Origin of the sequence: Vibrio pacinii DSM 19139, from assembly GCF_000711795.1 — a bacterium.
Classification (GTDB): Bacteria; Pseudomonadota; Gammaproteobacteria; order Enterobacterales; family Vibrionaceae; genus Vibrio; species Vibrio pacinii.
Map to the genome: position 1 here is coordinate 137,420 of NZ_JONH01000012.1, position 14,510 is coordinate 151,929.

Sequence of the window (14,510 nt, forward strand, 5' to 3'; positions counted from 1 at the left end):
ACAGCCAACGCTAGTAATTCTGAATAAAACTCAAGGACGCGTTTTGGTATTTGTCAGCATGGAGCATTTTCTGCATGCCAAGTAAGGTATTGTAGGGTTGCGAGACGGATACCAAGTTCACAAGCCATGCGGGCAGCGTGCCGCCTGGCTCAGTTAGTACTTGATAGGATAGGTGCGTGGTCTCGCTATCAATTGGGGTTAATACCCAACGAGATTTTAAGTACGGGATCCTAACTACTTTATGATCGCTGGGGTGCGGAAGATAATCCGGTAATCCTTGCTGTTCAATCGTCACAGTGAGCGTTTTATCGTCTTGGCTTATGTGATTTTCTACAATTGCTTCACGGTCAGCAACTGGCCAAGGCGCTTTACTGTAAGTCTTAGTTATTGAGTGGGTTGGGTCAAAGTGTTCGATCTCTTCCATCTGATCAATGTTCTCTACCCATTCGGTCCCGACGGATGTATCAAGGAAAAGCGCAATAATACTGGTCAAGCTGGCATTGATGTCAGCTTCTGAACGGAACTCTTTAAAGTCGCTGCCTTCAATACTGCGGTTATAAACTTCAATACCAAGTTTGTCACGAGCGAGATGCCAATCTGTCTGATCAGAGCTGGCCTGGCTGGCAAATGATATAAAGATGACAAATAAAGAGAGAATGGGTTTGATCATGTTAACGCTCTGCCTTTCCACATTAATTGTTTGTTTTTTGATAATCGGTAACTATTTAACACTAAAGCGCTTTGTATGCTGACGCCGAAGGGCACAAGTAGGGCGTAGTGTATTGGGACAAATAGCGCCTTTGCTAACAGGATATAAGTAACGAACAAGCACACAGCGGTAATAGCATTAATACCGACTGACCAAAGGTTTATCAGCGAAGGGTTGGTAAAATAGACCATCGATGAGATGATCAATAACAATGGGGTTGACCATGCGATAATATTTGCTTTGATGAAAATAGCACTGGCATCGAACAAAGAGCGGCAACCCACAATTCGATTCATATTCTTAGAAAATCCAGACCAAATAGTATTAAGCCCGGTATACATGCGAGTACTCATCAACTGATCCGCAAATGCCCAGAAAATAGTATGACCAGTGAGTTTCATTACTTGTGCAAACGCGATGTCTTCGGAAACTTGATCTGCGACTGCGCTATGCCCGCCAACATCTTCATACGCCGAGCGTTTAAACAGCATTGCTTGACCATTAGCAATGGCCTCATCTTTGGAACTATCGTTAGAGTCTCGAAAATTCATATAAGAGGCAATAGAGAGAAAAACGCCCGGTAAAATCGCTTTTTCAGCACGAGATTCAAGTTGTTGCTTTGGGTTAAATGAGAGAAGATCGATAGCCCTAGACTCTGAGAACTGAATGACGGATTTCAACATCGCGGGTTCAGATTTTGTATCAGCATCGATAAAGTACAAGTAGTCACCAGTTGCAGTTAATGCGCCTGTCATACACGCATTACTTTTTCCTAACCACTCAGGCGGCAGTGAGCGACCAGAGATACAGCGAACGGAAAACGGACTCTGTTTGGCCAGTTGTTCAACGATGGCGCGCGTATTGTCAGTCGAAAAATCATCAACCACGATAATTTCCAATTTATCTCTGGGGTAATCTTGTGTGAGCAAAGAACCTAAGCTAGTAGCAATGTTCTGCTCTTCGTTTCTTGCAGGGATAACAACACTAACACTTGGCCAATTCACTTGGTCTGAACCTAACACCGTCGGAATGTGAACTCGATTTCGATCCAATCGTGCAAGTTTGAGTAAAAATGCTAAAACAACGATTGTGCAAAGAATAGAAAGGGCAAATAACTCCATATGGCCTGCTTATTTTTATGGATAATATAATGCTGGCAAGAGTAGCAGAAACGTGTCGGAACCCAGGTATCTGTTATGAAGGATGAAATCATTCAATGGAAAAAGAACCAAATAAAAACAGCCAGTAGGCAAAGTTTATTAGCTATTTTTACTGTGCGTGATAACGGCGCAGCAGCATAGACGGATAGTCTATCTGGTTGTGATAGACATTAAGCCTTGCAAATATGCTGGGCTTTTTTGTCCATGAGCCTCTTTCAATCCATACACGCGATGTTTGGGGATGCATCCTGAGTGAGCCACTTCAATATGCATATTATCACTCACTTGATGGTGCTGAATGCATTCACCATCAATATATGCATATTGTTTGATATTTGTTTGGCTGAGATAATTCTGCTCCTAATTCTACAGATGAACAAACTATAAAGCGGGCGCTTTATAGCTATATTCATTACAAATATTGGAGCTACTCATGTCATCTGTTACAGAGCAGATCTCATTCTACCAACCTAAAGCGCTGTACAGTGGTCTTGGTTATCATTCACGTTCAGTTACCCAAACCCTGTATCCCAAGACCGACAAAGAACTGCAACAATATATTCAACATGCATTTACCGTCAGTCAACCCGTTTACCCAATTTCAAAGGGCAACAATTGGGGCTATGGCTACAAAACACCAGCAAGTGACGGTTGTACTTTATTGGATTTGAGTGCAATTAACAAAATCGTCAGCTTTGATGAAGAGTTAGGTGTCATTGAGGTAGAGCCTGGTGTTACCCAAGGGCAAATAGCCCAGTATCTGCAACATACAGAGTGGATGCTTGATTGCACAGGTGCAGGTCCCGATACAAGCGTGATGGGTAACGTACTCGAAAGAGGCTTTGGGCATGGAGTGATGGGTAATCGTAGCCAACACTTTACGATCAGTGAATTGATCCTTGCCAATGGTCAGCTTCTCAGGCTGAGTAAAAGCACCCGTTACTGTGGACGAGCCGGCTTAGCGGCAAATCTACATGAGCTGTTCACTCAAAATAATATTGCCGTTATTAGCAAAATTAAGTTTGAGCTTATGCGCAGGCCAGAAATGAGCTTACGGTGCTTAGTTCGGCTCAAGTCGAATCACAACCTAGCTGCTTATATAGATATCATGCGGCAATTAAAATCTGAAGGCACAATTGATGGGCTTCCGCATCTGGGTAATGCTTATCGTATGTTGACCATGATGCAACAGTTCGATTTCGAAAAGTGGGATCCTTCTATTGGAGCAAATAAAAATGATATCAAACAATTATCTCAGCAATACCGGCTCACAAACTGGTCTGGCGCATTTGTTATTACTGGCACGAAAGCGGTCGCTAAGGCGAAAGCAGCACGCATAAAACATAGCCTCAAGCCAATTGCTCAAGTTGATATTATCAGCCTTGCAACGCTTAAGAAAATTAACCAAATTACTCAAGCCCTGAAACTGATATTTGGCCGAATTGCCGCATACCGACGTTTAGAAAAGAGTCTTGCCGATTTTACTGAAATGATGGATATGCTTGAAGGGAATCCAAAAGACATGGCACTGAAAGGTTGTTATTGGCGGTATCGCAAGGCTATTCCTGTAAAAATGAATCCGGTAGATGATGGCGCAGGATTTTTTTGGATCGCCCCTACGTTACCCATGATCGGCGAGGAAGTTGGAAAGTGTATGCAGCTTTCCAAGCGCGCTTTTGATAATGCTGGCTTTGAATTTGGCGTAACATTGACAGCGGTCAATGCCTATATGTGTCAGGCCATAATCAGTATTTACTACGATGCCAGTAACCCGAAAGAGGTTAAACAAGCAACCGAACTGGTTAGCACACTACGCGTGCTTTACCGTACCCATAAATGGCCTTGTTATCGTCGCTCAGTGGATGAAATGCCATTTAATGATGTTGATGAACTAGAGCAAGATGCTCTGAAACTTCGAAGCCTAATTAATAAGGCATTCGATCCTGCGGATATCATTGCGCCTGGACGCTATCAAATGGATGGAGTATTCGATATTCCGGGGGCGAAACAGTGATCCTTACTCGCAAGCACCTGACTAATGATCAGGATATTTTAGAGTTCATCAAACAATACCAACAGGTTTCAGGGCATCAGAATACGATAGAACAGCTTAAAAGCAGAACATGCGTATGCGCTTTTTACACCGATAGCGGAGAAATGTGTGCCGGATTTACCATCAACAGCCATGAGCCTTTGGTTTATCTTGCCGACTTACCAGACTGCGTTGTTGAACATCCATTACAACAACTAAAGGGAGAGATCGTGGAAGGGGGCGGACTTTGGGTAAGTCGAGATCTGACTGACTTTGAGCGAGGCTATGTGTTCATTTGTGCCAGTTGGGAGGCGTATAAATCCAATAAGTGTTATTTCATGAGTGGCGCAAAAAATCCTAAAGTTGCTGAACGGCAAAAATACATTTACCCCAACATTTTATTTGAGGGTCCAACAGACAAGTTTGATTATGTCTGCATGCTTTATTGCAAACGTCAGTACATTTTTGTGCAGATAGCTCTGTTTGTTTCACGTTATTGGTTTTCGCAACCGTTCAAAAAGATTCTAAGACGCCTAACGCGAGCTCCAGCCTAACTTTCTAGTGCATACAGTATATGGAGGAAGAAGCGGACAATATTTCCTCCTCCATGACAGAAACAGTATTAACCTGGCGAGTAGACTGGGACTTCAGTCTTGCTGTTCACCTTTGACATCGAACTGGATCTTAGTCGCACCGGTAAAAACCTGAAAGCGCAGCCCTTTAGCTCTGGCAATCGTCGTGATTCCAAATTGCTGGGCAAGATCTAACCCCATTTGCGTCACGCCACTGCGTGAAAGCAGTACTGGTATACCCATTTGAGCAACTTTAATCACCATCTCGCTGGTCAAACGCCCGGTTGTGTAAAATATTTTATCCTTGCCTTCTTCACCATTGAGCCACATTTCACCAGCAAGTGTATCAACGGCGTTATGGCGGCCGACATCTTCAACAAAAGAGAGCACTTGATTGCCTTTGCATATCGCGCAACCATGAACCGCTCCGGCTTTTTTATAGGTATCGTTGTAATGGGTCAGGGCTTCGAGCGCTGCGTAGACTTCGGACTGTTTAAGCTTAACTTGCGGAACCTGATAACCTTCTAATTGTTTCATCACGTTGCCGTACATGGTGCCTTGACCGCACCCTGAGGTGACCGTTTTCTTCTTCAGTGCCGCTTCGACTTGCTGAATATCCTCCTTGGTAACCACCGCAGCACTATCGGATTCCCAATCGATGATCACCGATTCAAGCGCATCAGGATCGCTTAAGAAGCTCTGATTCTTCAAGTAGCCTAAGACTAAGGATTCAGGACGCGACCCTAATGTCATTAAAGTCACCACTTCTTTCCAGTTCAACAGTACCGTCAGAGGTCGTTCACAGGCAATTTGCTTTGTTAAACGTTCGCCGTATTCGTCAAAAACTTCAACTTCAATGGTTTGTAAAGGATTCTCACTGGTTTTAATTATCGTTGGCTTGGCCACAAACGTTTCCTGTTTTAGTGATGGATTGATGGTTAATGGACTAGTGCAAGCAATTACTGTTCCTAACTTTTAGCGCTAACTAAATAGATCGGAGATTCTCAACCTTGAATCTAACCCTCGACTACATTGATAAAAGAGGGTTGGTGATAAATATTACTGTCTCTTGGCCTGTAGGTACAAAACTTGCTTTGTATCGTTAAGTCATTGCAATGTTTGGTTAGATTGTGCTGCACAATTCAACCAGAACAATGTTTACATTTAATCACATATTTCATATTGGTGAACCATGTCAAAACAACAATCTGTGACGGCGAAACTGCATAAAGATCAGGCGCTCTGGTCTATTGAGTGCAAATTGGTCGCTCATGAAATTGCAACCGGTTTATGGACAACCACTCAATGGCAGTTGACCCATTTTGATTTGCAACCGAGCGAGTTGAATTCATTCGTTAGTATTTTGCAGCTGCACCGCGACGAGCGCACAGATTATCGATTCAACCTCAGCTCTAACCAACCTAAGCTGTTTTTAATTTTGGATGACATGGATTCAAACCAGCAGCCTACCATTGTGACCTTAACAGCTTCTCAAAGCGTAGCAAGCCAGTATATGGACGGTGACTATTTGGTTCTGTCAAACGATATGCCACTCGCCGTACAGGCTTGGATCGAAGCCTTTATTGGCCGACATGGCGAACTGTTAGAGCAGCGCCGTAAGAAACGCAAAGGGGCAGGGCGAGCCAGTGGCAACTAATTTTATCCATCGTTGGTCAAAGCGAAAACTTGAGGGTGAGCTTGAACAAGATTGCGTACCTCCAATAGCAGAGTCGCCATCTTCGCCAGAGCCTCTAATCCCAGAGCAAACTGACGAGACCCAAGCTAGTGATACGAGCGTTGCAAGCCTGTTGGCTTCACAAGCTGAAGCCGCTGTAAAAAAGGCGGCACTAAGACAACTATTTCTCTCTGGCGAATTTAGCGAAATCGATGGACTCAACGATTACGACCATGACTACAAAGCGGTAAAATCACTCTCTAGCGAGGTGGCCGAGAAGCTGCGTGACTGGATGAATACCGAAGAGGAGCCGCTGACTGACACGCCACCGCAACTTGATCATGAAAACGATGACGTTGCCACTGATTCAACCTGTGATGCAGTGCAAGACCCTTTAGAAACGGTAGCAAACGATGATGGAGCGGTTTTAGTCGTGGGACAAAATATACCACACAAAAAATAGGTACATTTTGACTAACTCAGTGATTTATCAAGTGGGACATTTTGTCTCACTTGATTTTTTAAACGATGAATAACTCAATAATCAAGACTAATTTACTGATTTGTAAGTACTAAAAAGTTGGTACAGCAATTGCTAATACTCACCAGAGTGAATATTCGGTTCTAATGGAACAGAGCAATGTTAAAACAGCAACTACGACAATCAGTCACACAAAATGGCAAGGCGCGACTTTATGCCTTTGAAAACACGGTTGAGCTAACCAACCTGATCCCCCCGACAGTCAGTTATGAAAGCGGCGGGAACACCCTTATCGTTGGTCCTACGTCAATAATCGAGAGTGCCGCTCAGCAACTTGAGCAGATGAGCAGTATTACACTTCTTTCGACAGATGGTGAACGCAGTACGTGCGACAATCTCTATTTCGCCAGCTCGGTGCAAATTAATGGTTTTCTTGGCGCCTTCGATGTGGTGACCGAAAGTCACGGTCGTGAAATTAACCTGGCTAAAGTGGCACTGAATCATGACTGCTTTGATATCGTGCTCGATCTTTGTCTAAACAGTTGTATGAGCGAAGAGATGCCCGTTCCCGGTTATTATCCAGTGGGTAGAGGCTATCCGAAATTAGCGCAAGCGCTTGAAGAAATTCCGACACTAATGGGAACGTTCGATAAGCCTAAGTTTTTCCGCCTTGATACCGATTTATGCGCACACAGCTCGCGAGGAGTAAAAGGCTGTGAGCGTTGTGTCGATGCTTGTCCTGCCGGTGCGTTATCGAGTGTAGGTACAGACAAAACGGGCCATAAAATCGAAATCAATCCATACCTCTGCCAAGGTGTGGGAACCTGCGCAACCGCTTGTCCAACTGAAGCGATTCATTACGCGTTGCCGAATCCACAAGATACGCAGAAATTTATCGAACGCACGTTAGCCAATTATGAGTCTCAAGGTGGGGTGAATCCCATCATCTTAATCTGCAGTTCTCGTCACGAATCGTATAACGTGATGGCACTAAGCGCACTTCCTGACCATGTCATCCCAATTGTGGTTGAAGAGCTACCATCGGTCGGGATTGATTCATGGTTTGCAGCGCTAGCTAACGGCGCATCTCAAGTTTTGTTCGCCGCTAGTCAACATATGCCTGCCACTATTTTGCGTATTCTTAATAGTGAAGTGTCGTTAGCTCAAACCCTACTAGAACAGTTGGGGATTGCGAAAGAGACCATCGACATTATCTATTTAGAGTCATTACGCGAAGGGGCACCGACACTTTGCACTGAACACTTTGATTTGGCATTAGGCGATCTGGAAGGTGATAAACGTCAGCGCTTATTTACCTCTCTTGATGCGCTAGCACAAGCGCGAATTCCGGTTGAAAACGTGGTCGAACTGCCGTTAGGCGCGCCGTACGGCAATATCTCATGCGAAAGCAACGACTGCACACTTTGTATGAGCTGTGTAGCGGTTTGTCCTACTCGGGCTCTGCATACCGATGGTACTTCACCATCACTCAAGTTTATTGAGCAAGATTGTGTCCAGTGCGGTTTATGCGTTAAGGCCTGCCCAGAGCAAGTATTAACCATGACGCCAAGAATGAATTGGGAGCAGACAAGTCGTCAGCAAGCACAAGTCATTCATCAAGAGAAAGCGGCAGAATGTGTTCGCTGTCATAAACCATTCGCTCCGCAATCGATGATTGACATGCTGCAAAATAAGTTACGTGGTCACTCTCATTTCTCTGATGATGCTGCGCTAAATCGGATTGCAATGTGTGAAGACTGCCGGGTGGTTGACATGTTCGAAGCCATGGCTGATGACCCGACCAAACAACTAAATTATTAAGCGTGAGAATGATAGATGGATAACCAACAACAAAGCATTCGCAGTGAAATCTACTTAGTTCTGGCGACATTATATCGCCAAGCACCAAGCGCTGAGATGATTGAGTTTCTTGCGCAATTAGAGACTGAACCAAGCAATAGCGCAATGAAAGTCGCATGGGACAAGCTTAAAAACGCCGCATTGGCTAGTGATACACAAACCTTGACTGACGAATATCAAGAGTTGTTCATTGGTATTGGGCGCGGTGAAGTGATGCCTTTCGCTTCATGGCACCTCACAGGATCTTTGATGGAAAAACCCCTAGCGGCGATACGACATGACCTAACGCGCCTTGGTTTCGAAAGAGCCGAGTCAGTGAAAGAGCCAGAAGATCATATCAGTGCACTGTGCGAAGTGATGGCTGCACTGGTGAGTGAAGAAGAAAACCTTCAACAAGCTTTTTTCAATACCCACATTGCGCCATGGTTTGAGTCGTTGATCAAACAAATTCTACAGGCGAAGCATGCCTCGTTTTACCTCTGTGTTGCTGAGCTCACACACGCGTTCCTGACAGTTGAGCAGGTCCGGTTTAGTGAACACCACTCAAGCAATAAAACCACATTAAAAATTGATGTTAAGAACGTTACTGAGTACGAGCAACCTCAGTCTTAAAACGTCACATCGAAAGTCATACCTCCAAAAAGGGTAAGGAAGCAATAATGAAAGAGAACAAAGCGCTAAATCAAAGTCGAAGGGATCTCCTTAAAGGCTTAACGACGGCTGCTGTTGCGGGTGCTGTTGTCGCTGGCGGTACAAAAATAGCCAACGCATCAGAAACGGATCAACCAAAACAAGACGTCAAGAAAACCGGCTATCACGAAACCCAACACATTCGTGATTATTACGACACGCTATAGGAGCTAAACCATGAAATTAGTCAAACGCTCCGATAGCGTGAATAGAGAACAGAATCAGCTGGGTGTTTCTCGACGTGCCTTTATGAAAAACAGCTCGCTTGCGGCGAGCGGCGCAGTTGTTGGTGCAGGGCTTTTTGCGCCTGGCATGATCAAGAAAGCTCAAGCAAAAGCGGTGGATCCATCAGCAGAAACTGAAGTAAAACGCACCATTTGTTCACACTGTTCCGTGGGTTGTGGCATTTACGCCGAGGTACAAAACGGCGTATGGACGGGTCAAGAGCCCGCATTTGATCACCCATTTAATGCTGGTGGACATTGTGCTAAAGGTGCAGCGCTACGTGAACATGGCCACGGTGAACGCCGGCTTAAATACCCAATGAAGCTCGAAAACGGCAAATGGAAAAAACTCTCTTGGCAACAAGCGATTGAGGAAATTGGCAACAAAGCGTTAGAGATTCGACAGCAGTCTGGCCCAGATTCAGTTTACTGGTTGGGCAGTGCTAAGCACAGCAATGAACAAGCGTATATGTTCCGTAAAATGGCGTCATTGTGGGGGACGAATAACGTCGACCACCAAGCGCGTATCTGTCACTCAACCACGGTGGCGGGGGTGGCTAATACGTGGGGCTACGGAGCGATGACCAACTCGTTCAATGACATGCACAATTGTAAATCGATGCTGTTCATTGGTTCGAACCCTGCTGAAGCGCATCCAGTCGCGATGCAGCACATCTTGATTGCCAAAGAGAAGAACAACTGCAAGATCGTGGTGGCTGACCCTCGTCGTACCCGCACTGCAGCAAAATCCGATCACTACGTCTCGCTTCGTCCGGGTTCAGACGTTGCTTTCATCTGGGGTGTCTTGTGGCATGTTTTTGCTAACCAATGGGAAGACAAAGACTTTATCCGCCAACGTGTTTTCGGCATGGATGAAATTCGTGAAGAAGTTGCGAAATGGACGCCTGCAGAAGTAGAGCGTGTCACTGGTGTTACTGAAGCTGACGTTTACCAAACCGCTAAACTGCTGGCGGAAAACCGACCAGGTTGTGTCGTATGGTGTATGGGTGGTACTCAGCACACCACGGGTAATAACAACACTCGTGCTTATTGTGTGCTTGAATTAGCACTCGGTAACATGGGTAAATCTGGTGGTGGTGCCAACATTTTCCGCGGCCATGATAACGTCCAAGGCGCGACCGATTTGGGGGTGCTTTCTCATACTTTACCAGGCTATTACGGTTTGTCTGACGGCGCTTGGAAACATTGGTCTAAGGTGTGGGATCTTGATTATGAATGGGTCAAAAGCCAGTTTGATCAAAGTGAATATCGTGGCAAGAAACCAATGAATAATATGGGTATTCCCGTCTCGCGTTGGATTGATGGGGTACTTGAAAACAAAGATAACATCGAGCAAAACGATAACATTCGTGCCATGTTCTATTGGGGACATGCCGTGAACTCGCAGACCCGTGGCGTGGAAATGCGTAAAGCAATGAAAAAGCTTGATATGATGGTTATCGTTGACCCATACCCAACCGTTGCCGCTGTGATGAATGATCGCACCGATGGTGTCTACCTATTACCTGCCACGACGCAATTTGAAACCTACGGTAGTGTGACAGCGTCAAATCGCTCGATTCAATGGCGTGATAAAGTGGTTGAGCCTTTATTTGAGTCTAAACCTGATCACGAAATCATGTATCTGTTGAGCAAGCAACTCGGCTTTGCTGATCAATTGTTCAAGAACATCAAAGTTGAAAACGATCAGCCGTTGATTGAAGACATTACCCGTGAATTCAACCGTGGAATGTGGACCATCGGTTATACAGGGCAAAGCCCAGAGCGTCTTAAAGCACACCAACAAAGCTGGCATACCTTCCACAAAACGTCACTCGAAGCCGAAGGCGGCCCTGTGCATGGTGAAACCTATGGTCTTCCTTGGCCGTGTTGGGGAACGCCGGAAATGAAGCATCCGGGAACCCACATCCTATACGATACCTCGAAACCCGTTGCTCAAGGTGGCGGTAATTTCCGTGCCCGTTTTGGTGTTGAATTTGAAGGCACCAATTTGCTCGCCGAAGATAGCTATTCAAAAGGTTGTGAAATTCAAGATGGCTACCCGGAGTTTAGCGATAAGCTGATTAAAGCTCTCGGTTGGTGGGATGATTTGACTGGCGAAGAGAAAGCGGCGGCTGAAGGTAAAAACTGGAAAACGGATCTGTCGGGTGGGATTCAACGAGTTGCGATCAAACATGGCTGTATGCCTTTCGGTAATGCCAAAGCTCGCGCCGTGGTTTGGACGTTTCCAGATCGAGTACCACTGCACCGTGAACCACTGTACACCCCACGTCGTGACTTGGTCGCTGATTACCCAACATGGGATGACAGTGAGTCTATCTACCGCTTACCGACGATGTACAAATCTATTCAAGATCAAGACAAGTCGGGCGAGTACCCCATTATTCTAACTTCGGGTCGTTTGGTTGAATATGAAGGGGGCGGTGAAGAGACACGTTCAAACCCATGGCTTGCGGAACTGCAACAAGAGATGTTTGTTGAGGTTAACCCGAAAGATGCCAATGATCTTGGCTTCAAAGATGGTGAAATGGTCTGGGTTGAAGGGGCAGAGAAGGGCCGAATCCACGTTAAAGCAATGGTAACACGTCGCGTTAAACCGGGCATGGCCTTTATCCCGTTCCACTTTGGCGGCAAATTCCAAGGAGAAGATCTACGAGATAAATACCCTGAAGGAACCGATCCATATGTGATTGGTGAGTCTGCCAACGTTGCAACGACCTACGGCTATGATCCGGTCACGCAAATGCAGGAAACGAAAGTCACCCTATGTAACATTCGCAAAGCGTAAGGAGTCAACTGATGGCTAGAATGAAATTCCTATGTGACACCAAGCGCTGCATTGAATGTAACGGCTGTGTCACTGCATGTAAGAACGAAAATGACGATGCGTTAGAGTGGGGCATCCAGCGCCGCCGAGTGGTCACGCTGAATGACGGTGAGCCGGGCGAAAACTCGATCTCAGTCGCCTGCATGCATTGTACTGATGCACCTTGTATGGCGGTTTGTCCTGCAGATTGTTTTGAGCACACAGAAGATGGCATTGTTCTTCACAATAAAGACTTGTGTATTGGCTGTGGTTATTGTCTGTTTGCATGCCCATTTGGCGCCCCTCAGTTTCCCAAACAAGAAGCGTTTGGTGAACGTGGCAAGATGGACAAGTGTACCTTCTGTGCCGGTGGTCCTGAAACAGAAGCGGGTTCAGTCGAAGAGCGTCAAAAATACGGAGCTAACCGTATTGCTGAAGGCAAGTTACCTATGTGTGCGTCACTATGTTCTACCAAAGCGCTATTGGCGGGGGATGCAGAGAAAGTGTCTGATATTTTCCGTCAGCGCGTTGTTGAGCGCGGCGCAAAAGGGGCTGGCTGGACTGATGGCAACGATCTGTCTTACGATGCAACCAAAAGTTAGAGTTGGAGAGAGTCATGTTTTCAATACTTAAACGTGCATCTCTCGCAATGCTGTCGTTAATGACAGCATTGTTGCTTGCTTTGTCGTTACCTGTGCATGCTGAGCAAAACGAGTCTCAAGTTGCACAACGTGAAATGACTCAGCTAGCCGGTGCGGATTTTTGGCGCCAGGTTCGTCAAGGTGAAGAGGGTTATACCACCTCTCAGTCTGCCGAGCATGGCGTTCTGATCAGTACGCCAGGTCAAACCTGGTATATTCTGAAAGAGAAGTGGATGTCTCCCGCTGGCGCTGTCGCTATCTTCGGCAGTATCGCATTGGTTACTTTGATGTACGTCGCCATTGGCCCTTTGATGTTGAGTGCCCCAAGAACGGGGAAGAAAATCAAACGTTGGTCGCGACTCGATAGAGCACTGCACTGGAGTATGGCGTTTACCTTCTTAACGTTAGCTTTCAGTGGCTTGATGTTGGTGTATGGCAAACACTTCCTTAAACCTTACATTCCATCCGAGCTGTGGGGCTTCATTGTGATGCTGGCCAAACAGTATCACAACTATATCGGACCGATTTTCTATGCCTTACTGTTGTGCGTTTTGATCAAATGGTGGCGTAAATCGATCTTTAAAAAAGTCGACTTCGATTGGTTTATTAAACTTGGCGGTATGGTTGGCAAACATAAAGGGACGCACCCCTCTGCGGAATTTTCTAATGCCGGTGAAAAAGCGCTATTTTGGATGCTCATCATTGTTGGCAGTGTTGTAGCCTTAAGTGGGCTGATTCTTGATTTCCCGATTTTTGGTCAAACACGCCGAGACATGGAAATGTCGAACCTCGTCCATATGATTGCAGCCTTAATCCTTATCTGTGGATTTATTTTCCATATTTATATCGGTCTGTTTGGTATGGAAGGGGCGCTTGAAGGCATGGTCACTGGTGAAGTCGATGAAACGTGGGCCAAAGAACACCACGATCTTTGGTATCAACAAGTTGCCGAGAAAGAGCAAACATTTACTGAGTCTTCTGAGATTAGCCAACAGAGAAAAGGAGCACAAACCAATGAACAAACCTCATAAAGGGATTTGGGTTGCGTATATCCTAAGCTGTTTTACTCCGTTTACCTGTTTGATCTCTGGCGTTTTGGCGATTGTTTATGCGGGTTACCGATTAGATAAAGGAGAAGATGGCGATATTCTCGATTCCCATTACTATGGTTTAATCCGCACCTTCTTCTTGAACTTAACCTACTTTGTGGTCCTTATTATCACGGTAGCGACATCAAATGGGGTGCTTTCTGGCGTCAATGACTACTGGTACAAGAGCCCAGTGATTGATCAAATCGCTTATTACATCCCCTATGTTGGTTTTGTTTTTGGTTTAGTCGCCATCGTTATCTGGTTTATCAGGATGTATCAGGGAATGAGCCGATTGAAAGACAATCAACCCTTTAGTTTTTCAAAAGGGCCCAATTTATAGCGATGCCATTTGCTTAATAAAAGCCCTAGTCTCTAGGGCTTTTTTGCACCACAAAAGCACGCTTTAATCTAGTGCAGTCTCACCATGTTAGTGCAATTAAAGCGTTAATTAAGCTTGCCTTAAAACAATCTTTGTTATCCACAATATAATACTACATTATTTCAATGACTTAATGTTAGTTGATAATGGTGTCATTCGCTGGCACATA

14 protein-coding genes are annotated in these 14,510 nt (G+C 45.4%); 11 read left to right on the forward strand and 3 right to left on the reverse strand.

What is annotated here, in order from left to right:
* Positions 1-10 precede the first annotated feature (10 nt).
* Positions 11-670, reverse strand: coding sequence for an START domain-containing protein (locus BS19_RS08790; protein WP_038174709.1), 660 nt, complete (start codon positions 668-670; stop codon positions 11-13).
* On the reverse strand, positions 667-1,830 hold the full coding sequence (locus tag BS19_RS08795; protein ID WP_038174711.1) for a glycosyltransferase family 2 protein: 1,164 nt from the start codon (positions 1,828-1,830) through the stop codon (positions 667-669). The genes BS19_RS08790 and BS19_RS08795 overlap by 4 nt, the downstream gene beginning before the upstream one ends.
* A 472-nt stretch (positions 1,831-2,302) precedes the next feature.
* On the opposite strand from BS19_RS08795, the gene BS19_RS08800 reads away from it, so the two are divergent.
* Positions 2,303-3,883, forward strand: coding sequence for an FAD-binding oxidoreductase (locus tag BS19_RS08800; protein WP_051686516.1), 1,581 nt, complete (start codon positions 2,303-2,305; stop codon positions 3,881-3,883).
* Positions 3,880-4,455, forward strand: a complete 576-nt coding sequence (locus BS19_RS08805) for a hypothetical protein (RefSeq protein WP_038174712.1) — start codon at positions 3,880-3,882, stop codon at positions 4,453-4,455. Before BS19_RS08800 ends, BS19_RS08805 begins: the two co-directional genes overlap by 4 nt.
* A 93-nt stretch (positions 4,456-4,548) precedes the next feature.
* On the opposite strand, the gene fdhD is transcribed toward BS19_RS08805, so the two are convergent.
* On the reverse strand, positions 4,549-5,379 hold the full coding sequence (gene fdhD / locus BS19_RS08810) for a formate dehydrogenase accessory sulfurtransferase FdhD (protein ID WP_038174713.1): 831 nt from the start codon (positions 5,377-5,379) through the stop codon (positions 4,549-4,551).
* Positions 5,380-5,665: 286 nt separating this feature from the next.
* On the opposite strand from fdhD, the gene BS19_RS08815 reads away from it, so the two are divergent.
* The 9 genes from BS19_RS08815 to BS19_RS08855 all read left to right on the forward strand — a co-directional run bounded on the left by BS19_RS08815 (position 5,666) and on the right by BS19_RS08855 (position 14,302).
* A complete protein-coding gene (locus tag BS19_RS08815; protein ID WP_038174715.1) occupies positions 5,666-6,130 on the forward strand; it encodes a DUF3305 domain-containing protein in 465 nt (154 codons plus the stop codon).
* A complete protein-coding gene (locus BS19_RS08820; RefSeq protein WP_038174716.1) occupies positions 6,120-6,611 on the forward strand; it encodes a DUF3306 domain-containing protein in 492 nt (163 codons plus the stop codon). Before BS19_RS08815 ends, BS19_RS08820 begins: the two co-directional genes overlap by 11 nt.
* Positions 6,612-6,788: 177 nt before the next feature.
* Positions 6,789-8,450, forward strand: coding sequence for a 4Fe-4S dicluster domain-containing protein (locus BS19_RS08825; protein WP_038174717.1), 1,662 nt, complete (start codon positions 6,789-6,791; stop codon positions 8,448-8,450).
* A 15-nt stretch (positions 8,451-8,465) separates the two neighbouring features.
* Positions 8,466-9,101 (forward strand): TorD/DmsD family molecular chaperone, encoded by a 636-nt coding sequence (locus BS19_RS08830; protein ID WP_038174718.1) that lies wholly within the window; start codon positions 8,466-8,468, stop codon positions 9,099-9,101.
* A gap of 47 nt (positions 9,102-9,148) precedes the next feature.
* Positions 9,149-9,346: a twin-arginine translocation signal domain-containing protein gene (locus tag BS19_RS08835; RefSeq protein WP_038174720.1), complete on the forward strand. Its 198-nt coding sequence runs from the start codon at positions 9,149-9,151 to the stop codon at positions 9,344-9,346.
* Positions 9,347-9,356: 10 nt separating this feature from the next.
* A complete protein-coding gene (locus BS19_RS08840; RefSeq protein WP_038174721.1) occupies positions 9,357-12,212 on the forward strand; it encodes a formate dehydrogenase subunit alpha in 2,856 nt (951 codons plus the stop codon).
* An 11-nt stretch (positions 12,213-12,223) separates the two neighbouring features.
* A complete protein-coding gene (gene fdh3B / locus BS19_RS08845; RefSeq protein ID WP_004745954.1) occupies positions 12,224-12,832 on the forward strand; it encodes a formate dehydrogenase FDH3 subunit beta in 609 nt (202 codons plus the stop codon).
* Positions 12,833-12,846: 14 nt separating this feature from the next.
* Complete coding sequence (locus BS19_RS08850) at positions 12,847-13,902, forward strand: formate dehydrogenase subunit gamma (RefSeq protein ID WP_038174722.1); 1,056 nt, start codon at positions 12,847-12,849, stop codon at positions 13,900-13,902.
* Positions 13,886-14,302: a membrane protein gene (locus BS19_RS08855; protein WP_038174724.1), complete on the forward strand. Its 417-nt coding sequence runs from the start codon at positions 13,886-13,888 to the stop codon at positions 14,300-14,302. Before BS19_RS08850 ends, BS19_RS08855 begins: the two co-directional genes overlap by 17 nt.
* The last annotated feature ends 208 nt before the right edge of the window (positions 14,303-14,510 follow it).

Excerpts from the sequence above, each read along its gene's own strand:
- BS19_RS08825 (WP_038174717.1), top strand. The coding sequence starts at position 6,789 with ATGTTAAAACAGCAACTACGACAATCAGTCACACAAAATGGCAAGGCG.
- BS19_RS08855 (WP_038174724.1), top strand. The coding sequence starts at position 13,886 with ATGAACAAACCTCATAAAGGGATTTGGGTTGCGTATATCCTAAGCTGT.
- BS19_RS08815 (WP_038174715.1), top strand. The coding sequence starts at position 5,666 with ATGTCAAAACAACAATCTGTGACGGCGAAACTGCATAAAGATCAGGCG.
- BS19_RS08840 (WP_038174721.1), top strand. The coding sequence starts at position 9,357 with ATGAAATTAGTCAAACGCTCCGATAGCGTGAATAGAGAACAGAATCAG.
- BS19_RS08830 (WP_038174718.1), top strand. The coding sequence starts at position 8,466 with ATGGATAACCAACAACAAAGCATTCGCAGTGAAATCTACTTAGTTCTG.
- BS19_RS08790 (WP_038174709.1), bottom strand. The coding sequence starts at position 670 with ATGATCAAACCCATTCTCTCTTTATTTGTCATCTTTATATCATTTGCC.
- BS19_RS08835 (WP_038174720.1), top strand. The coding sequence starts at position 9,149 with ATGAAAGAGAACAAAGCGCTAAATCAAAGTCGAAGGGATCTCCTTAAA.
- BS19_RS08795 (WP_038174711.1), bottom strand. The coding sequence starts at position 1,830 with ATGGAGTTATTTGCCCTTTCTATTCTTTGCACAATCGTTGTTTTAGCA.
- BS19_RS08850 (WP_038174722.1), top strand. The coding sequence starts at position 12,847 with ATGTTTTCAATACTTAAACGTGCATCTCTCGCAATGCTGTCGTTAATG.
- fdh3B (WP_004745954.1), top strand. The coding sequence starts at position 12,224 with ATGGCTAGAATGAAATTCCTATGTGACACCAAGCGCTGCATTGAATGT.
- BS19_RS08800 (WP_051686516.1), top strand. The coding sequence starts at position 2,303 with ATGTCATCTGTTACAGAGCAGATCTCATTCTACCAACCTAAAGCGCTG.